The following is a 19,639-nucleotide window of genomic DNA, read 5'->3' on the forward strand; positions in this document are numbered from 1 at the left end:
ACAACAAACTGGCAGGGATCTTGAATCCGGTCTTAAAAATCATCCTTCAGCGCCTTGCGCTGGGACTTTTGACGCTGTTCATCGTCTCAATCGTCATTTTCACGGCAGTCAACATGTTGCCCGGCGATTTCGCCGAGGCGATCCTTGGACAAGGCGCGACACCAGAGGCAGTCGAGGCGATCCGCCGCGATCTGGGACTGGATCAGCATCCCATCGTCCGGTATTTCGACTGGTTGTCCGGGGCGATCCGGGGTGATCTGGGCAACTCTTTCGCGCAGGCCAATTTCGCCAGTTTTGTCGGCGACGATTCCGGTGTGCGGACGACGGTGGCGCAACAGATTGCGCCGCGCTTTGCCAACACCATGTTCCTAGCCGGGGTGACGGCGGCGATTGCGGTGCCATTTGCGGTGATGCTGGGCATTCTGGCCGCGCTCTACCGCAACTCGGTCTTTGACAAGGTTGCGAATATCTCGACCCTGACCTCGATCTCCAGCCCGGAATTCTTTCTCGCCTATATCCTGATCCTGTTCCTTGCAGTGCTGAACCCGGTCCTGCCCTCGCTGTCGAACATCTATGAAGGCATGGGCTTTGGTGAGCGTCTGCAAAAGACCATGCTGCCCGCGCTGACCCTGACGCTGGTGGTGACCGCGCATATGATGCGGATGACGCGGGCGGCGATCATCAACCTGCTGGCCAGCCCCTATATCGAGATGGCGCGCCTGAAAGGGATCAAGCCGATGCGCGTGATCGTGCATCACGCGCTGCCCAATGCGCTTGCACCGATCATCAACGTGATCGCGCTGAACCTAGCCTATCTGATCACCGGCGTCGTGGTGGTCGAGGTGGTCTTTGTCTATCCGGGCATCGGACAGCTTTTTGTCGATAGCGTGAAGATCCGGGATATCCCGGTGGTGCAGGCCTGCTGCCTGATCTTTGCCGCCGCCTATATCCTGCTGAACCTGACGGCGGACATCCTGTCGATCCTCTCCAACCCGCGCCTGAGGCATCCGAAATGACGACCTTGCTCTGGATCGCTGCCGGTTTCGCGGTTTTGCTGGCCGCCGGATGGCTCATGCGCTTTGTCGGCCAGATGGCGACGGGCAACAAACCGGCCTTTCGCGATATGCCGCTGGCGGTGGCCTTTGGCTATGTTCTGGGCGTGGCGGTGGTGGTCTTTGGCGTCTGGTACTACTTTCAGCCGGTGGTCAGCGCGCAGGGTATGCCGGTGGCCGGGGTGCTGTTCTTTCGCTGGGCGGTGCAGGGCTTTGCCATCTTTGCTGTCGCGGCATGGATTTTCCGGTTTCTGGGCCGGATGGTCGGCACCGGCGGGACGAAAAAGGTCTTTCGCCAGATGCCGCTGACGGCGGCGTTTGGGCTGCTGGTTATCCTGATCTACGCGATCCTTGCGATCTTTGCCGGGGCCATCGCGCCATATGGTCAGGCCGAGGTCTTTGATCAGGTCAACGCGCTGCCCGGCGGCAACGCCGCCACGGGCGGCAATCCCGCGCACCTGCTGGGCACCGACCAGATCGGGCGCGATTTGCTGAGCCGTTTGATCTACGGCGCGCAGAACACCGTTGGCATCGCCTTTGCGACCACCTGCATCGCCTTCTTTCTTGGCGGCAGCCTCGGGTTTCTGGCGGCGGTGGTACAGGGCTGGTTCGACCAGTTCCTCAGCCGCTCCGTCGACGTGCTGATGGCCATTCCCTCGCTGATCTTTGCGCTGCTGCTGATGACCATTGCCAGCGCATGGGCCGGGTCGGAAAAGTGGCTGCTGACCGTCTACATGGTGCTGATCATCGCGGTGATCGACAGCACCCGCGTCTTCCGTCTGGCGCGCGCGGTGGGCATGAACATCGTCGTCATGGACTATATCGAGGCGGCCAAGCTGCGCGGCGAGGGGCGGACCTATCTCATCTTCCGCGAGATCCTGCCCAACGCCATGGCGCCGCTGCTGGCGGAATTCGGTCTGCGCTTTTGCTTTGTGTTCCTGACCATTGCGGCGCTGTCGTTCCTCGGCGTGGGCATCCAGCCGCCGCTGGCGGACTGGGGCACCATGGTGCGCGACCTTGCGCAATTCATCAACTTCGCCGCCTTCTCGCCGCTGACCGCCGCGCTGCCGCTGATGGCGGCGGGGGCCATCGCGCTGCTGACCGTGGCGGTCAACTTTGTGGTGGACTGGATGCTGCAACGCAGCTCTGGCCTGAAGGAGTGAGCCATGTCTGATCTGCTGGTGGACATGCGCGACGTGCGGATCGAGGGGCGGTCCGATGAGACGTGGATGCCCATCATCAACGGCGTCGACCTGACCCTGAATAAAGGCGAGGTGCTGGGCCTGATCGGCGAATCCGGCGCGGGCAAATCGACCCTCGGCCTTGCCGCCATGGGCTTTTGCCGCGACGGTGTGCGCATCTCTGGCGGCAGCGTGCATTTCGACGGCATCGACCTGCTTTCGGCCAGCGCAGAGGTCAAGCGCCGCTTGCTGGGCAAACGCATCGCCTACGTGGCGCAATCCGCCGCCGCCAGTTTCAACCCCGCGCACAAACTGATCGACCAGCACGCCGAAGCGCCGGTGCAGCACGGCGTGTCCTCCCGTCACGACGCCGAGCAGGACGGCATGGAACTGTACCGCAAGTTGCGCCTGCCCAACCCCGATGAGATCGGCTTTCGCTATCCGCATCAGGTGTCCGGCGGCCAGTTGCAGCGCGCGATGACGGCGATGGCCATGGCCTGCCGCCCCGACCTGATCATCTTTGACGAACCGACCACCGCGCTGGACGTCACCACCCAGATCGAGGTGCTGGCCAGCATCCGCGAGATCGTCAAGGAATTCGACACCGCCGCGATCTACATCACCCATGACCTTGCGGTCGTGGCGCAGATGGCCGACCGCATAAAGGTGCTGCTCAAGGGCGATGAGGTCGAAGAGGCCGATACCCGCACCATGCTGAGCGCGCCGACAGAGGACTATACCAAAAGCCTCTGGGCCGTGCGCGCCTTTGAACGCCCGCTGAAACCGCCGGTTTCCGCCGATGCCACGCCGGTGATCTCTGTCATGGGGGTCACGGCGGCCTATGGCACCGTCGATGTGCTGAGCGATGTCAGTTTCGACATCCACGAGGGGCGCACCGTCGCCGTGGTGGGCGAATCGGGGTCGGGCAAATCCACCACCGCGCGCTGCATCACCGGGCTGTTGCCGCCGCGCATCGGACGGATCGAACTCGACGGGCAGGAATTGCCGCTGGACTATCGAAAACGCTCCAAGGACCAGTTGCGGCAGGTCCAGATGATCTACCAGATGGCCGATACCGCGCTGAACCCGCGCAAACCGATCGGAGAGATCATCGGTCGCCCGGTGGAATTTTACATGGGCCTGAAAGGCCGCGACAAACGCAAGCGGGTAGAGGATCTGCTGGAGCAGATCGAAATGCCCGCCGATCAATATTATGACCGCCTGCCCAGCGAACTGTCGGGCGGGCAGAAACAGCGCATCGGGATCGCCCGCGCGCTGGCGGCAGAGCCGAAATTCATCATCTGCGATGAGGTGACCAGCGCGCTGGACCAACTGGTGGCAGAGGGCATTCTGCGGCTGCTGGCCCGCCTGCAGGATGAACTGAAACTCAGCTACATGTTCATCACCCATGACCTCGCCACCGTGCGCGCCATCGCCGATGAGGTGGTGGTGATGAAAGACGGCGAAGTCGTGGAACAGGGCCCGAAAAAGGAAATGTTCCGGCCGCCGCACCATGCCTACACTGATCTTCTGTTGTCCTCGGTCCCCGAGATGGACCCGGATTGGCTCACCAATCTGCTTCAGGAACGCGGAGTTGATAACATCGGCGATGCCGCCGTCGGCAAAATGTCGTAAGACAGACGCTATAAACAGATGACCTGCCAGGGCATGAACCCCGGCAGGCGATGACCAAGGGAGACGAAAATGACCAGAATCAGCAGACGTGGACTTTTGACCACCGGCGCCGCAGCAGGTGTGCTTGCCGCTTCCGGCCTGCCGCTGCGCGCACAGGCCAAGCCGGGCGGCCGCCTGCGCGCCGCCCTGTCCGGTGCCAACACCAGCGACAGCTGGGATGGTCGGACCCACTCCGACCTCTTCATGATCGCCAGCGCGCAGGGCACCGTGTTTGACAGCCTGACAGAGGTGAAGGCGGACGGCTCGCTGGTCGGCGAACTGGCGACATCCTGGGAGGCCTCGGCAGACGCCAAGACCTGGACTTTTGACCTGCGTCAGGGCGTGACATTCCACAATGGCAAGGCGTTTGGCGCGGATGACGTGATCGCCTCGTTGCAGTTGCACGTGGCTGACGGCGCGAAATCGGCGGCCAAGCCGATTGTCGAAGCCATCACCGAAATGAAGAAGATCACCGACCATCAGGTGCAGTTCACTCTGGCGGCGGGCAACGCCGACTTCCCCTATCTGTTGTCGGACTATCACCTGCTGATGTACCCGGCGGGCCAGATCGAAGAGGCCATCGCCAAGGGCATCGGCACCGGCCTCTATCAGGTCGAAAGCTTTGAACCGGGCGTGCGCATGGTCGCGACCCGTGTCGACAGCCACTACAAAGGCGACAACGCAGGCTATTTCGATTCGGTCGAATACATCGCGGTCAACGACAACACCGCCCGGATGAACGCGCTGCTGACCGGTCAGGTCGATGCCATCAACCGGATCGACTTCAAGACAGAGGCGCTGCTCAAGGCCAACCCGATGGTCCGCATTCAAGAGGTGACGGGCAACCAGCAGTACACCTTCCCGATGCTGACCAACGTGGCGCCCTTTGATGACGTCAACGTGCGCCGCGCGCTGAAATTCGCCATCAACCGCGAAGAGATGGTCAACAAGATCCTGCTGGGCCACGGTCGCGTCGGCAACGACACCCCCATCGGCCCCGCAAACCAGTATTTTGCCGCCGATATGGAGCAGACCTCCTACGATCCGGACAAGGCGAAATTCTACCTCAAAGAGGCCGGAATGACCTCGCTGGACATCGACCTGTCGGCCTCGAATGCCGCCTTTGAAGGCGCGGTTGACGCAGCCCAACTGTATCAGGCTTCGGCCAAGGGTGCGGGCATCAACATCAACCTCGTGCAGGAACCGGCGGATGGCTACTGGTCGAATGTCTGGCTGAAAAAGCCGTTCTGCGCCTGCTACTGGTCGGGTCGCGCGACAGAGGACTGGATGTTCGCCACCGCCTACGAAGAAGGCGTGCCGTGGAACGATACCCAGTGGGACAGCAACGACAGCGCCCGCTTCCAGGAACTGCTGGTCATCGCCCGCGCCGAGCTCGACCCGGACAAGCGCCGCGAGATGTACGGCGAAATGCAACTGATCCTGAAAGACGACGGTGGCGTGGTGCTGCCGATGTTCGCCAACTACGTGCAGGCCGTCAGCAACAAGGTCGCCAACCCGGACACGGTCGGCAACCTCTGGCAGATGGACAACGCCCGCATGGCCGAACGGTGGTGGATGGCCTAAGGCCATCCGTCCCGGGCCTGGCCCGGAACGTCTGAAACAACGAACGCCCCGCAGGTTTTGCGGGGCGTTTTTTTGTTCCGAGTGGTGGGTTGAAAACCCACCCTACGCGTGCTGCTGGCCAAGGGGTGACGGCCTCGAAAACCTCCGTGCCCGGGACGGGTCCAAGGCATCGGGTCAAGCCTCAGTTTGTTACCGAAAGGTAAAACCGTCTCTGTAACCCATTGATTCTACATAGCCCAAACCCTGCCCACGCGTGGACACCCGGTCAGAGCCATCACAAAACGTAGCGGCTCAGGTCGGTGGAGCGGGTCAATTCGCCCAGATGCGCCTCGACAAAATCGGCATCCACCGTGACCTCCTGACCGGGCTGGTCGGGGGCGGTAAAGCTCAGCTCCTCGAACACCCGTTCCATCACCGTATACAGCCGCCGCGCGCCGATATTCTCGATGCTGGTGTTCACCTCGGCGGCGATCTTCGCCAGCGCCGCGATGCCCTCATCGGTGAAGGTCACGGTGACCTCTTCGGTCGCCATCAACGCCGTATACTGCCGGGTCAGAGCGTTGTCCGTCTCGGTCAGGATGCGCACGAAATCCTCTTCGGTCAGCGCCCGCAGCGTCACCCGGATCGGCAGACGCCCCTGCAATTCCGGCAGCAGGTCAGACGGCTTGGCGATGTGGAACGCGCCCGAGGCAATGAACAGGATATGATCCGTCTTGACCGGTCCATGCTTGGTGCTGACGGTCGTGCCCTCGATCAGCGGCAGCAGGTCGCGCTGCACACCTTCGCGGCTGACGTCGCCGCCGCGCGCCTCTTGCCGGGCCGCTACCTTGTCGATCTCGTCCAGAAAGACGATGCCGTTCTGCTCGACCGATTCCAGCGCCGCCGCCTTGACCTGCTCATCATCCAGCAGCTTGTCGGCCTCTTCCTGGATCAGGATTTCATAGCTTTCCGCCACGGTCAGACGCTTGCGCGTGGTCCGCCCGCCAAAGGCTTTGCCAAAGATATCACCAAGGTTCATCATCCCCATGTTGGCCCCGGGCTGGCCGGGGATCTCCATGGTCGGGAAGGGAGAGGCCGTTTCGGCCACGTCCAGATCGATCATCGTGTCGTCCAACTCACCGCTTTTCAGCTTGCGGCGGAACATATCGCGGGTGCCTTCGCGGGCGTCCTTTCCGGCGATGGCCTCGATCACCCGATCCTCGGCGGCCTGATGGGCGCGCGCCTTGACGTCTTCGCGCATCTGCTCGCGCGTCTGGGCGATGGCGGAATCCACCAGATCGCGGATGATCTGTTCCACGTCGCGGCCCACATAGCCGACCTCGGTGAACTTCGTCGCCTCGACTTTGATAAAGGGCGCGCGGGCCAGTTTCGCCAGACGGCGGCTGATCTCTGTCTTGCCGACGCCGGTGGGTCCGATCATCAGGATATTCTTGGGATACACCTCATCGCGCAGGTCATCCGACAGTTGCTTGCGCCGCCAGCGGTTGCGCAACGCGACGGCCACGGCGCGCTTGGCCTCTTGCTGGCCAATGATGAACCGGTCGAGTTCCGAGACGATTTCGCGGGGGGTCAGGTCAGTCATGGGAATCCTGTGCGTTGGTGGGGGCGAATTTTCGACGAAAATTCGTCTCAGCCCAGCGTTTCGACGGTCAGGTTGCCGTTGGTGTAGACGCAGATGTCGGCGGCGATCGCCATAGCAGAGCGCGCCACCTCTTCGGCGGATTTGTCCGTATCCATCATCGCGCGCGCAGCGGCGAGCGCAAAGTTCCCGCCCGATCCGATGGCTGCCACGTCATGTTCGGGTTCCAGAACGTCGCCCGCGCCGGTGATGACATACAGGTCCTGCCCGTCGGTGACGATCAGCATTGCCTCCAGCTTTTGCAGGTACTTGTCGGTGCGCCAGTCCTTGGCCAGCTCAACGCTGGCGCGCTGCAATTGACCCGGCGCGGCCTCCAGCTTTTTCTCAAGCCGTTCCAGCAGGGTAAAGGCATCGGCAGTCGATCCGGCAAAGCCGCAGAGCACGTCATGCCCGCCCGGCGACAGGCGGCGCACCTTGCGCGCGGTGCCCTTGATCACGGTCTGGCCAAGGCTGACCTGACCATCGCCCGCGATAACCACCTGACCGCCCTTGCGGACGCCGATGATCGTGGTGCCGTGCCATCCGGGAAAGCTGTCGTCGCTCATATGACTGATCCTTCTCTTCTGACCGCCGATATGGGCCACATGGGCCAAAACGACAAGGGCGCCCGAAGGCGCCCCTGAAACATCAACCGGTTATCCGGTTCAGATCGACTCTTCGATCCAGCTTTGCAGTGCGGCCTTGGGGCGGGCACCGGCAAGGTTGGACACGGCCTGACCGTCCTTGAAAACAAACAGCGCCGGAATACCGCGCACACCCATGGCGGCAGCGGTGTTCGGATTCTGGTCAACATCGACCTTGGCGATCTTGATCTTGCCTTCCATTTCCTTGGCAAGCTCTTCCAGCGCGGGGCCGATCTGCTTGCAGGGACCGCACCATTCGGCCCAGAAGTCGACGACAACGGGAATGTCGGAATTCTTCACTTCGGCGTCGAAGGTGGCATCGGTGACGGCGACGGTGGCCATGGGGATTCTCCTAGGGGTTGGGGCAAGCTGACAGGATCGAGAAGGTATGGAGCGTGGTCCGCGCCGTCAAGGTGTGCCTGCCTGCGCGAGAGCTTGTGTCACAGCTTCGTGTGGCAGCGGCATGTAGTGGGCATTTGCCGTCCAGACCAGCGCGGTTTCAATGCGCCGATCCGGGTAGACCTGCGCCAGCGCGGCGGCATAGGCCCCCATTTGGCGCAGCAATCCGTCGGGCACGCGGGCGGGGTCATCGGGAACGGTGCGGTTGGATTTGAAGTCGATGGCGGTGACGGTCTCTGGCGTGACGATCAGCCTGTCGATCACGCCGTGGATACGGCCAAGGCCGGGCAGGTCGGCGGTGACGGGCACCTCTGCCAGCGCACCCGGAGCAAAGACATGGGTCAGATTCGGGGCGGACAGGACGGCCAGAGCCTCATCGAGGATCTGCGCCTTTTGACTGGCGACTATAGCAAGATCCGGATCGTCCTCGATCTGCTGGCCCAGCGCCTCGGCGGCGTCCGTGCGCATGTCGGCTGGCAGAGGTGCGAGGTTTTCCAGCAGCAGGTGCAGGGCGGTGCCGCGCGCCTTGGCGATCTCTTCTGTGTCGCCCGCAGCCCCCGGCAGCGCCTTTGCCCCGCCAAGGTCCGAAGGGGTGCGCGGTTTGATCGGCTCCGTCGGGGTTGGGGCCGGGTCCAGCAGATGCGCGGGCATCTCGGTTTCGGGTGGCGCGGTGCGGGTCACGTCCTCAAACGGCAGGTGAGACCAGTCCGCAAGGCCAAGTCGCTGGCCCTCACCCGCGCCCAGATCACCAAAGTCAAAGACCTGACGCTCCGGGCCGGAACGGTCCATGCCGCGCGACACCTTATCGTACCAAGCCTCACCGGATTTCCCCAGATCGCCCGCCGCCCCGACGATCAGCCATTTCTCGGCCCGCGTCATGGCGACGTACAACAGCCGGTCCTTTTCCTGCGCGGCCTTTTCCTTGGCCGCGTCGATCACCGCCTGCTGGCGCGGTGGCTGGGCGTCGGCAGTGCCTTTCCACAGTGGCCCGTGCTCATCGGTGAACAGGTCGTCGCGCAGTCGGTTGTCCGGCTCTGCGCAGTCCGGCAGGATCACGATGGGTGCCTCCAGCCCTTTGGAGCCATGCACCGTCATGACGCGCAACGTTTCACCGGCGCTGTCAGGCGCGCGTTTGATCCGCAGATTGTCCGACTGCGCCCATTCCAGAAACCCGGTCAAAGAAGGAACGGCGCTTTGCTCATAGGCCAGCGCCTGTTGCAGCAGCGCGTTGATGCCATCCTCGGCCTCTGGACCTAGCCGCCCGATCAGCAGGCGGCGACCGTTGTGGCGGGTCAGGATGCGGTCGATCAGGTCGTAAGGGCGCAGAAAGTCGGTCTGCCCGCGCAGATCATCCAGCACGCGCAGAACATCGGGGAAGGTGTTGCGCCGGGTGCGCAGTTCCTCCCAAAGGTATTTGCGTTCCCGGCGGGCTGCGAGGTCGAACAGCGCCTGCTCGCTCAGCCCAAAAAGGGGAGACCGTAGCACGGTGGCCAGCGACAGGTCGTCCTCGGGCGTCGACAGAAAGCTGAGCAGCGCGATGATGTCGCGCACCGCCAGTTCGGCCATGACCTTGAGCACATCCGCGCCCGCGATGGGCAGGCGTTCCTGTTTGCAGGCGCGGATGATCTCCTTGAACAGGCGGCCCCGCTTTTGCACGAGGATCAGCACATCACCCGCATGGACGGGCCGCGCGCGGTAGGTGCCGGAATGGCCAATCTCTTCGGGCAGGGGTGTCTTGGCGTCGATGGTCTGGCGGATGAACCGCGCGATGCGCTGCGCCAGAATAACCGTGTGGTGGGTGGCACTTGGACGGTCGACGGGTTCATGCCACGCGCCGTCCTCTTCGTCCCCGACCTTGTCGACCAGCGGCCACAGATCGACGCGTCCCGGCATGGCGTCCTTGAAGGCGCGATGCAGTTGGTTGGGCACGAAACCAGAGGCCTGCGCACCGTCAAAGGTGTTGTCGACCAGCCGCAGGATCGGCTCGGCGGACCTGAAACTATACTCTAGCCCCATGGACACCAGCGGCGCGTCAGTCCGTTGCAGACGATCCGCGAAATCATCGCGCATCCGGTCGAATTCGGACGGATCGGCACCCTGAAACGAATAGATCGACTGTTTTTTGTCCCCGACGACAAAGATGGTGCGCCGCACATCGGCGCGGGCGCCCTCACCAGCGGTAAATTCCTGCGCCAACCGTTCAATCACCTGCCATTGCACCGGCGAGGTATCCTGCGCCTCATCCACCAGGATGTGGTCAATGCCACCGTCCAGCCGGTAGAGCACCCATTCCGCGACACCCGGATCGCTCAGCAGATCGCGCGCGCGGGTGATCAGATCGTCGAAATCCAGCCAGCCGCGCCGCATCTTTTCGGCCTCGTAGTCGCGCAGGAAATGCCCGGCAAAGGCGTGCAGGACGGCGTCGCGCCGGGCGGCCGCAAGGGCCATCTGCGTGATGCAGGCGTCCTCGACTCGCCTAGCCAGTTGATCCAGCGCCTCAAACAGATCAGGCTCGTTGGCGCGGGGTTTCTTGGTGCCAAGCGTCTTGCGGATGGTGCCTGCCTGCGTCAGCAGCGCGGATTGCAGGACGTTCAGCCCATCGGCGTCGGGCGCGCCAATGGTGGCCAGCTGATCGGCTAGAGTGCCGTCTGTCTTTCCGCCTTCGCTCAGGTAGGGGATCAGTGCCTTAAACAGCGCCAGTTCGGAGCCAAGAAAGACGGACTCAAGCAGATTTTCCTCGCTGTCATCCGGAGCCAATCCATAGGCCAGCCGAATCTCAGACGCGCTCAACGGTGGTTGAAACGTATCGCGGCGGCGGCACAGCTGCGCCGTCAGCTTTTCAACGTCATCGCCCGAGATAAAGGGCGCGATGTCCCGCAACAAATGCGCCTGCGGTCCTTCGGCGAGGCGGTCTAGCACCTCGGCGCGCAACAACTCTGCCGCACGATCCTCCATCTCTTGGAACTGCGGCGTGACGCGGGCTTCTAGCGGAAAGCGCCGCAGGAGCGAGGCGCAGAACGAATGGATCGTTTGAATGCGCAGCCCGCCCGGTGTCTCGATCGCGCGGGCGAATAGGGTGCGGGCCTCTCGCAGGTAGTCGCCGGACAGATCCGTTTCGACCCCAAGCCGCTCCAAATCTGCACGCAACCCGTCCTCGTCCAGCATGGCCCAAGCGCCCAGCCGCTTGAACAGGCGGTTCTGCATCTCTGTTGCTGCGGCCTTGGTGTAGGTCAAGCACAGGATGTGCGAGGGATCGACCCCGTCCAGCAACAGCCGCGCCACCCGGTCGGTCAGCACGCGGGTCTTGCCCGATCCGGCATTGGCGGCCAACCATGTCGAATGCCAAGGGGCGGCGGCATCCACCTGCCGCTGTGTCGCCTCATCGCGCATCATGTCAGGGTCTCCTTGACCGGGGCGTCGGTGACATCCCATTCGCCAAACCGCGCGAGGTGATCGTAATCGCCTGCATCGTTGTCCTTTTGCAGGGCGCGTCGGGCGGTAAAGCCGGTGGTTGGATCGTAGTAAGTGGTGATCAGCGAGACGAACTCTGCCCAGACCTGTTCCGGGGGGGCGTCCTCTAGTGGGGCCAACACCTCTTTTGGGTTGCTGGGCTGGAGCGAGATGAACACCGCGCGTTCCACATGCGGCGGTTCCAGCGGGGCAAAGCCGCCGTCGTCCAGCATCGCCGCCTCCAGCAGCAACTGTTTGTCGAAACTGCGCTGTTCCTTGGCCGTGGGGGCCGCGCCGGTTTTGTAGTCATAGATATGCGCGCCGCCGCGCCCGTCGATGTCGATCCGGTCGGCGGTTGCGGTAAGAGTGAACCCCAGCGCCGGGATCGTGGCTTGCCCCTTGATCTCATACTGGCTGGGCGTGGCATGGGCCTGCCGGTTGACCTCGGTTTCGACGAACCACGGCGCAATGCGGGCCATTCGCGCCTGCCAAAGCGCGCGCACAGTGGGGAATGGGACCTGTTCGGGGTCGCCAATGATTTGCGCGGCAAGGGTTAGCAACTGATCCGGCGTCAGGTTAAGCGGTTCGTCTTGCGTGGCCTTTACAAACTCCTCCAGCACTTTGTGCGTGAGAATGCCACGCATCAGCGCGTCGGGGGCCTGCATGAGCGGGTCCAACGGTCTCAGGCGCAAAACGCGCTTGGCGTAGATTGCAAAGGGATCGCGCACCAGCCGCTTGATCTCTGTCACCGACAGTTGTTTGGGCCGCGCCTCTGCTGGCGGGGCCGGGGAGGGGCGTGGCGCGGGCTGCTCTGTGATCGGGGTCTCTGACGCGCGGGCCAGCGACAGCCAGTATTTGCCCCGGTCCTGCATCTGTTCGATAGCGCTCTTGCCGTCCCGATCTGGCAGGCCACGCATCAGGTTCATCAACCGGTTAAGCCAGCGCGACGGCACGGTTTCCGCATCATCAGATTTCATGGATCGGGTCATCCAGACCTCGGGCGCGCCAGCGGCCTGTTGAAAGTCGTGTGCGGACAGGCCTATGCGCCGTTCGGGCAAAAGTAGCCCGGCCTTGGCGCGCATCTGACGGTTTAACCACGGGTCGGCACCGGGCAGTTCAGGCCAGCTGCCTTCGTTAAGGCTGGCGAGAATCACAAGGTCGGCGTCCATGACACGCGCCTCTAGTGTGCCCCAGATCAGGATGTTCGGGTGCGGGGCGTCACGGTCGCGCACTTCTTCGCGCGACAACATTGCGCCCAGCAGGTCGGCAAAATCACGGGCGCTCATGTCGGCGCCGTGTTCGGCCTCTCGCGTCAGGGTCGCGATGACGCTCTGCAGCTTGCGGCCTGCCGCCTCTTTCCAGAGCCCGCCAGACCCTTTGCCCCCCGGACCCGCGCAAATGGATTCGGTCAGCGCAACCAGCGTGGCGATCCAGTCCGAAAGAGCGCGCTTGCCGGTATGGTCGTGGCCGCAGAACTGTTGTCCAACCCATGTGGCCCAGTCGCCGCGCGACCGCGTTTCCCCCCAAGTGACCAGTGGCTCGGGCTGCGGATAGGGCATCCCGTTGCGGCGGATATACAGTTCCAGATCGCGGGTGTTCAGCAGGTGCGGGCCACGGTCCGCCCCGCTGTGGGTCAGGGGATGTTTGAGCAGGGTCAGCAGCATCTCGGCGGTCAGCGGCTTGACGAACAATTCCGCCACATGGCGCAGCAACCGCCCCGGCGGGGTCAGTTGTGCGGGCGTGCCACCGCTGTCATCCGGCAAGATGTTCCAACGGTCCAGCGCCGAGGTCACGCGGCGGGTCAGCATCCGGTCGGGGGTGATGACCGCAGCGCGCTGTCCGTCCTCGACCGCCTGCCGCAGGCGCAGGGCGATGGCCAGCGCCTCATCCCGTTGACTTGCGGCCTCGACCAGCGTGACGTCCTGCATGGCGTCAGGCAGCGACGGCAGGGACGGCCCCTCGGACAGCCATTGGTGGGTGACTGGCGCGGGGCGCAGGGCCAGCGACAGCACGCGGTTGCGCGCGACGCTGGGGGGCGGTGTATCGGTCCATGAACGAATATCGCGCGGAGACAGATCCAGCGCCTGCATCAATTTGGCAAAGCGAAACTGCGGATGGTCCTCGCCAGTCAGCGAGTCGTCCAATTGCCCCCAGACGGCGTCCGGTGTGTCGGCATCAAATCCGGGCAGGATCACCGCGCCTTGCGGCAGCCGCGCGACAGCGGCCATGAAACTCGCGGTGGTGCCGCGCGATCCGGTGGACCCGGCGACCAGAACGGGGTGCTGCGGTGGTTTGTCCTGCCATTGCAGCAGCCGCATTTCCATCGCGCGGCGCGCATAGCTTTGCGGGTCCGGGGCGCTGTCGGCCTCGAAATAGCGTTGGACGATCTGAAGGAAGGTCAGCGCGCGCTGCCAATGGCCGGACTGGTCGGACACGTCGAGATTTTCGATAACCTCTGGCGACACGTTTTCGCCCTGCATTTCCTCCATCAAGGTGGCGAGACTGTCGGCCAGATCGAACAGCGCCGCGCGCGGCGCAAGGTCGGGCGCGCGGTCCAGCAGTTCGGATACGAGGCCGGTCAGTTCCAACCGTCGCCGCAGCGGTGGAATGGACGCGGGCAGGGCCGCGCGGGTCAGCGGATCGGCCAGATCAGTGACCAGCCGGATGCGCGGCAGCAGGCAGGCGGGACCGGCGTCGTACACGGTGCGCAGCCGCCGTGCCATGCGGTCCGAGTTGACGTAGATTTCCACCTCCGCGAGCGCCTCTGGCGGGGTGTCTTTCATCCGGGCGCGCAGACCGGCAACCAGTTCGGTTGCGAAATCCGCGCCGCAGGGCAGGCCAAAGAGGCGGGGGCCGGGGGTGTCAAACATTCAGCATATCCTCGGCCAGTCTGATGCCCTCTGGATGGCCAACGTCGCACCAGTGGCCGGGGTAGGTGACGCCGAAAAGGCGTCCCGCCTCTGCCTGAGCATTCCAGAGTTTGTTGAGGGAAAAGGCAGCTTCGTCGATGTCGGCCAGCCCGTCCGTTTTGATGATCTGCGCGCCGGTATAGACGAGGTCCCCCTTGCGGGTCAGCCGCCCGTCCGACTGCAAAGCAAAGTCGCCTCCGGTTTTTCGCCCAACCGCGCGGGACAGGGGCACACACATCAGCAGTGCGTCCATGCGGCCCGGGTCCCACGCCTCGCGCAGCAGGCCCAGTGCGTTTGGGCCGTTCCAGATGGCATCCGTGTTCAATGTGTACACAGGTTGTGTGCCAAGAGTCGGCAATGCAAACCGCAGGCCGCCCCCGGTGTCGAGGATCTCTGGTTGCTCGACAGAGACATGCACGTCGCGGCCTTTGAGATGCGCCGTTATCTGGTCTGCAAGGTAATGCGCGTTGACGACACGGGTGGCGATGCCCTCTGTTAGGGACAGAGCGTGATCCAGCAGCGGCTTTCCCGCCACCTTGATCAGCGGTTTCGGCGTGTCGGCGGTCAGCGCCCCCATCCGGGTGCCGAATCCGGCGGCAAACAGCATTACGGCGTTGGGCATCGGGCTTTCAGTCTTTCCAGATGGGCTGTGTCGGGCGTGGGCAGGGCCGCGTCCAGAATTGGTTTCACGGAGGCCAGAACCGGATGGGCAAGATCGGCCTGAAGGTGGCCCCAGACCCGCGGGATCAGATCGATGTAATGCGGTTTGCCACGCGTGGACGCAAGGCGGGCAAAGACGCCAAGGATACGCAGATTGCGCTGGGCGCCAAGCACGGCAAGCGAGGCGTGAAAGGCCTCCTCGGGCAGTCCGGTGGCGGTCAGGTAATGCGCGATACAGGCGCGGGCGGTCCGGGGTGACACATCGCGGCGGGCATCCTCGATCAGTGAGACAAAGTCATAGGCGCGATGCCCTTGCAGCGCATCCTGAAAATCGAGCAATCCGGCACGGGCGACACCCTCGCGCTGTGGCAGAAACAGGATATTTTCGGCGTGATAGTCGCGCAGCACCATGACGTCGGCGGGCATTGCGTGCGTCTGCAACAGCGGGGCAAACGCCGCCACCGCTTGTGGCAAAGCGTCCGGAGCGTGAGTGTAGTGTTGAAAGGCAAGGTCCACCATCGCGGCCAGCCGGTCGGGCGTCGCCAGCGGCAGGTCGGGCGGTGGCGGGGCGCGGTGCAACGCGATCAGTGCGTCGGTGGCGAGCAGGTAAAGGCGCTGCTCGGTCGGTGCGTCCTGCGCAAGACGGGCCAGCAAACCATCGCCGAGATCCTCGATCAGCAGCAAGCCCTTGGCAACATCTTCGGCGATAATGCGGGGCGCGCTGAGACCCAGCCCGGTCAGATGCCGCGCAAGACGCGCAAAAAGCGCCACGTCGCCTTCGGGGTCCTGCATCAGGATCGCGGTCTCGACGCCGCGAAACAGCCGGGTATAGCGTCGGGCCGAGGCATCCCCGGCCAGCGGTTCCTGCCGCGCATCACCCCAGCCGCTGGTTTCAAGAAAATCGATCAAGCCATCTGCTCCGCGATAACCGCATCCCAGCGCGGAGTTTCCCAGTCGAGCGTCACATGGCGAGTGTCTTCCTCTGTTGCCGCCGCAAAGCTGAGTCGCAAGGCGTCCTTGGGCGCGAGTTCTTGCAGGCGGTCGGGCCATTCGACAAGGCAGATGGCGGTCTCGAACGCCTCTGTCAGGCCCAGTTCCACGCTCTCATCCGGGCCGGTCAGCCGGTAAAGATCGGCGTGCCACAACTCTCCGGCGGTGGTGTCATAAGTCTGAACAAGAGTGAAGGTGGGAGAGGGCACATCCTCTGGCACCTCTAGCAAGGACTGGATCAGGCAGCGCGCGAAATGGGTCTTTCCCGCGCCGATCTGGCCAGAAAGCAAAAGCACATCGCCGGGCCGCAACGCCGCACCGATGCGTTGGGCAAAGGCGCAGGTCGCCTCCGGTGAAGGTAGGGTCAAGGCGGCGTGATGGGGCGTCATGGCGCGGAGGATACAAGTGCCGCGCGGCGCTGCAAGCTGCTTCAGCCGACGGCGCGATGTTCTTTTTGGTGGGGCAGTTGATGCTCTGACAGTGCCGCAACGGTGGAAAAACGGACAAGGGTCGCACCGGCGGCCACCGGCTGTACGACGCAGCGCATCGGTTCGCCGGTCTTGCGGATCAGATCCGCCTCAAAGCCTTGTCGGTCCCGCAGCGTCAGCACGAACTCGCGCAGGTCCGGCCAGATGGGGCTGGCGTCGCAGGCCTGCTGCCAATCCTTGGTGGCATCGACGATGGTGATCTCGGTAAAGGCGCTGTCCGGATCACATTCCCACTGCGCCCGATACGCCGCGTTTGAGAAGGTCAGCACGCCAAGGCGAGAGAACACGGCGACGGCATCTTCGAAACAATCGAGCACGGATTGGGTCAGTTCCAGTTCCGAACGGAAGCGGCGGGTAAGCGAGATTTCGGCGCTGATATCCTCGATCAGGAACGCGACGGCGCCATCGGGATGCGGACGTCCGGTGATTTTGTAGGTCAGGCCAGACGGCAGGTTCCAGGTCTCGCAGTAGCGGTCTTCGCGCGCAGCAGACACCACGTCATACAGCTTGTCACGCCATGACGCGTAGTTCTTGGGCTCTGGCATCATGCGGTTTTCGCGCATGTGATCGAAAAAGCTGAGCAAGTTGGGTTTGGCCGACAGGAAATCCACCGGCAGATGGGTCAGATCGACCAACGCCGGGTTGAACAGCACAAGCTGCCGGTCGCGATCAAAGACGGCAAGCCCGATGGGCAGATGGGCAAAAGTCTTGGTCAGGGTCTGGACAAAATTCCGCTGCGCCATCTCGGCATTCACCAGACTGTCAATACTGGTGGCGTAGTGCATCCATCCGTCGTGCACGGGCCGCGAAACCACCTCGAACCAGCGCTGTGGCTGGCCGTCGGGTTTTACGCTGACGCGGGTTGTCCGTTCGGCGCGTGTCGCCGGCAGTTTCAGATCAATCGGACTGGAATCCTCTGCCGATTTTCCTGCGTCCTGACACAATTCGTCGTAGGCATCGTTGTTCCACAACAGGTTTCCGTCGAGATCCGTTTGCCAGAGCGCGTCCGGCGCGTTGCGCGACAGATCGACCAGCCGACTGTGTTCATCGGTCTGGCACCGGGCGCGGAACAGGTTTGCGGCACCTTCTGGTGTGCACCGTAGCCGCAGGTGCAGGCGGGAGCCCGACGGTTCCGCCAAAAGCTCGGCGTTCGGGACGTTGGGCGAGGACCACGTCAACAAGTGGTCGGGCAGGTTCCCGGGAAGATCCGGAAAGCCGGGTGAAAGCGCCTCACGCACCTCGTCCCAGCCCATGCCTGTCAGGATGGTTCGATTGAACAGTTCGGCCGCATCCGGCGTGTGATCGACAACTTCGCCATTCCGGAAGAGCAACACCGTTTCGGGAATCCCGACGTGCAGTCGCGATGATCGTTTCGGTCGCAGAGCGAGAAAGATCAGGACAACAACGAGGAACGCCGCAGCGGTGCCAGCCCCGATTGCCAGAATGAGATAATCCTCCAACGCCTTTCCTCGTCCCCTGTTTCCTATCACCTGTGAAAACTGTGAGTTTGCTTTGGTTAATTTGAAGTTAACCAATCAACGTTTGCGGAAAATTCACGTTTATATCTCAATCGGTCGGTTATCCCCCAGGGGGGTGCCGGGTTTGGGCGGTTCGGCCACAATCTTGCTTCTTGGCCAAGCCACTTCGACAATTGCGCCGCGGCGCTCTGCCTGATCGACGGAGGTTGTGTAGGGGTCGGTCCCGTTGGCAAAGCTGAGCTCTGCCCCAGTTCGTTCAAGCAGCGTCTTGGCGATAAACAACCCAAGCCCCATGCCCTCATACTCCGGTCGGGCGCGTTTTTCGCTTTCGCTGCGGCGGCGTCGCACGAAGGGGTCTCCGATGCGGCCAATCAGATGCTGCGGAAAGCCGCGACCGTCGTCGATGATGCGGATCGACACCACGTCATCGGTCCACATCGCTTCGACCCAGACACGAGTGCGCGCAAAGTCGACGGCGTTCTGGATCAGGTTGCGCAAACCGTGGATCACCTCGGGGCGACGCAGGATCTGTGGCTGGGTGTATTCCCCACCTGGGCCGGGGCCGTCTTCTATCAGGACTTCCTTGCCACGATCCTGATGCGGTTCAGCGGCCTCGCGGATCACCTCGACCAGAGGGGCTTGCCGCATGTGCAGGTCATCCTTTCCGGCGCGGCCCATGCTGCGCAGGATATCGCGGCAGCGGTCGGCCTGTTCGCGGATCAGCAAGGCGTCGTCGCGCAGTTCGGGGTGGTCGTCCAGTTCCTCGGCCAGTTCCGAAGAGGCCAGTTTGATGGTCGCCAGAGGGGTGCCCAGTTCATGCGCCGCAGCCGCCACCACGCCCCCCAGATCGTTGAGTTTTTGCGCGCGTGCCAGCGCCATTTGGGTCGCGGCCAGCGCGTCGGACATCGAATTCATCTCACGGCTGATGCGACGCGAATAGACAGAGATAAAGATCAGTGCAATTGTGATGGCAACCCATTGTCCATAAACGAAAATGTCGGGAATACGCAGGACAAAACCCTGCTCTGTGCGCAGCGGCAGGTGGTAGTAGACCATACCGGAGACCAGCACAAACGCGGTCAGGCCAAGCAGAAATGTCGACCGCAGGCTAAGCACCGCCGCCGACACCGTGACCGGACCCAAGACCAACAGCGAGAAGGGATTGTGCAGCCCGCCTGTCAGGTACAGCAGGAAACACAGTTGCAGCAGGTCGAACATCACCATCATGAAGTTCTCGGTTTCGCTGAGCCGCTTGTTTTCGGGAAAGACCGAGATCGCGATCAGGTTGCCGACAATCGAGACGCCTACTGCAAGATAGCAAAGACCGAGTTCCAGTTGCAGGTTGTACAGGCGCTGCGCAATTGTGATTGCCGTCAACTGGCCAATCACCGCGAACCAGCGCAAAAGGATCATCGTCCGGAGGCGAATCCAGTTGCTGCGTTGCTCATCGCCGATCAGTCCCAGGTCCCCCTGCGCCATCTGCGCCCTTTCGTCCCTCTTGTGTCCCGCCAC

General features: G+C 63.0%; 14 protein-coding genes. 4 read left to right on the plus strand and 10 right to left on the minus strand.

From position 1 onward, the window contains the following. Nucleotides 1-20: 20 nt before the first annotated feature. The 4 genes from VOI21_RS03855 to VOI21_RS03870 all read left to right on the plus strand — a co-directional run bounded on the left by VOI21_RS03855 (nucleotide 21) and on the right by VOI21_RS03870 (nucleotide 5,491). A complete protein-coding gene (locus VOI21_RS03855) occupies nucleotides 21-1,016 on the plus strand; it encodes an ABC transporter permease (protein ID WP_323767865.1) in 996 nt (331 codons plus the stop codon). Further along, nucleotides 1,013-2,215: an ABC transporter permease gene (locus VOI21_RS03860; protein ID WP_323767867.1), complete on the plus strand. Its 1,203-nt coding sequence runs from the start codon at nucleotides 1,013-1,015 to the stop codon at nucleotides 2,213-2,215. Before VOI21_RS03855 ends, VOI21_RS03860 begins: the two co-directional genes overlap by 4 nt. Before the next feature lie 3 nt (nucleotides 2,216-2,218). Next, on the plus strand, nucleotides 2,219-3,868 hold the full coding sequence (locus VOI21_RS03865) for an ABC transporter ATP-binding protein (RefSeq protein WP_323767869.1): 1,650 nt from the start codon (nucleotides 2,219-2,221) through the stop codon (nucleotides 3,866-3,868). Nucleotides 3,869-3,937: 69 nt separating this feature from the next. Then, nucleotides 3,938-5,491, plus strand: a complete 1,554-nt coding sequence (locus VOI21_RS03870; RefSeq protein ID WP_323767871.1) for an ABC transporter substrate-binding protein — start codon at nucleotides 3,938-3,940, stop codon at nucleotides 5,489-5,491. Nucleotides 5,492-5,765: 274 nt separating this feature from the next. Here VOI21_RS03870 and hslU read toward each other — a convergent pair whose 3' ends face one another. The 10 genes from hslU to regB all read right to left on the minus strand — a co-directional run bounded on the left by hslU (nucleotide 5,766) and on the right by regB (nucleotide 19,606). Further along, nucleotides 5,766-7,073 carry an ATP-dependent protease ATPase subunit HslU gene (hslU, locus tag VOI21_RS03875; RefSeq protein ID WP_323767873.1) on the minus strand — a complete coding sequence of 436 codons (1,308 nt, stop codon included), beginning with the start codon at nucleotides 7,071-7,073 and terminating at the stop codon, nucleotides 5,766-5,768. A 47-nt stretch (nucleotides 7,074-7,120) separates the two neighbouring features. After that, nucleotides 7,121-7,675 carry an ATP-dependent protease subunit HslV gene (gene hslV / locus VOI21_RS03880; RefSeq protein WP_323767875.1) on the minus strand — a complete coding sequence of 185 codons (555 nt, stop codon included), beginning with the start codon at nucleotides 7,673-7,675 and terminating at the stop codon, nucleotides 7,121-7,123. A 99-nt stretch (nucleotides 7,676-7,774) separates the two neighbouring features. Next, nucleotides 7,775-8,095, minus strand: coding sequence for a thioredoxin (gene trxA, locus VOI21_RS03885; protein WP_323767877.1), 321 nt, complete (start codon nucleotides 8,093-8,095; stop codon nucleotides 7,775-7,777). A 66-nt stretch (nucleotides 8,096-8,161) separates the two neighbouring features. Continuing rightward, on the minus strand, nucleotides 8,162-11,545 hold the full coding sequence (gene addA, locus VOI21_RS03890; RefSeq protein WP_323767879.1) for a double-strand break repair helicase AddA: 3,384 nt from the start codon (nucleotides 11,543-11,545) through the stop codon (nucleotides 8,162-8,164). Continuing rightward, a complete protein-coding gene (gene addB / locus VOI21_RS03895) occupies nucleotides 11,542-14,472 on the minus strand; it encodes a double-strand break repair protein AddB (protein ID WP_323767881.1) in 2,931 nt (976 codons plus the stop codon). Before addB ends, addA begins: the two co-directional genes overlap by 4 nt. Then, nucleotides 14,465-15,133, minus strand: coding sequence for a nucleotidyltransferase family protein (locus tag VOI21_RS03900; protein ID WP_323767883.1), 669 nt, complete (start codon nucleotides 15,131-15,133; stop codon nucleotides 14,465-14,467). The genes addB and VOI21_RS03900 overlap by 8 nt, the downstream gene beginning before the upstream one ends. Further along, entirely contained in the window at nucleotides 15,118-16,080 is a 963-nt protein-coding gene (locus VOI21_RS03905; RefSeq protein ID WP_323767885.1) for an aminoglycoside phosphotransferase family protein, read from the minus strand. Before VOI21_RS03905 ends, VOI21_RS03900 begins: the two co-directional genes overlap by 16 nt. Then, nucleotides 16,077-16,550, minus strand: coding sequence for a tRNA (adenosine(37)-N6)-threonylcarbamoyltransferase complex ATPase subunit type 1 TsaE (gene tsaE, locus VOI21_RS03910; protein ID WP_323767887.1), 474 nt, complete (start codon nucleotides 16,548-16,550; stop codon nucleotides 16,077-16,079). Before tsaE ends, VOI21_RS03905 begins: the two co-directional genes overlap by 4 nt. Before the next feature lie 41 nt (nucleotides 16,551-16,591). Further along, a complete protein-coding gene (locus tag VOI21_RS03915) occupies nucleotides 16,592-18,109 on the minus strand; it encodes a PAS-domain containing protein (protein ID WP_323767889.1) in 1,518 nt (505 codons plus the stop codon). Between the two features lie 99 nt (nucleotides 18,110-18,208). Beyond that, nucleotides 18,209-19,606: a sensor histidine kinase RegB gene (regB, locus tag VOI21_RS03920; protein ID WP_323767891.1), complete on the minus strand. Its 1,398-nt coding sequence runs from the start codon at nucleotides 19,604-19,606 to the stop codon at nucleotides 18,209-18,211. Between the last annotated feature and the right edge of the window lie 33 nt (nucleotides 19,607-19,639).

It is taken from the genome of Antarctobacter sp. (assembly GCF_034670325.1).
In the GTDB taxonomy this organism is placed as follows: domain Bacteria; phylum Pseudomonadota; class Alphaproteobacteria; order Rhodobacterales; family Rhodobacteraceae; genus Antarctobacter.

Bases quoted from the DNA above. Each gene is read 5' to 3' on its own strand.
- VOI21_RS03860 (WP_323767867.1), top strand. From the start codon at position 1,013: ATGACGACCTTGCTCTGGATCGCTGCCGGTTTCGCGGTTTTGCTGGCC.
- VOI21_RS03865 (WP_323767869.1), top strand. From the start codon at position 2,219: ATGTCTGATCTGCTGGTGGACATGCGCGACGTGCGGATCGAGGGGCGG.
- VOI21_RS03870 (WP_323767871.1), top strand. From the start codon at position 3,938: ATGACCAGAATCAGCAGACGTGGACTTTTGACCACCGGCGCCGCAGCA.
- hslU (WP_323767873.1), bottom strand. From the start codon at position 7,073: ATGACTGACCTGACCCCCCGCGAAATCGTCTCGGAACTCGACCGGTTC.
- hslV (WP_323767875.1), bottom strand. From the start codon at position 7,675: ATGAGCGACGACAGCTTTCCCGGATGGCACGGCACCACGATCATCGGC.
- trxA (WP_323767877.1), bottom strand. From the start codon at position 8,095: ATGGCCACCGTCGCCGTCACCGATGCCACCTTCGACGCCGAAGTGAAG.
- addA (WP_323767879.1), bottom strand. From the start codon at position 11,545: ATGATGCGCGATGAGGCGACACAGCGGCAGGTGGATGCCGCCGCCCCT.
- addB (WP_323767881.1), bottom strand. From the start codon at position 14,472: ATGTTTGACACCCCCGGCCCCCGCCTCTTTGGCCTGCCCTGCGGCGCG.
- VOI21_RS03900 (WP_323767883.1), bottom strand. From the start codon at position 15,133: ATGCCCAACGCCGTAATGCTGTTTGCCGCCGGATTCGGCACCCGGATG.
- tsaE (WP_323767887.1), bottom strand. From the start codon at position 16,550: ATGACGCCCCATCACGCCGCCTTGACCCTACCTTCACCGGAGGCGACC.
- regB (WP_323767891.1), bottom strand. From the start codon at position 19,606: ATGGCGCAGGGGGACCTGGGACTGATCGGCGATGAGCAACGCAGCAAC.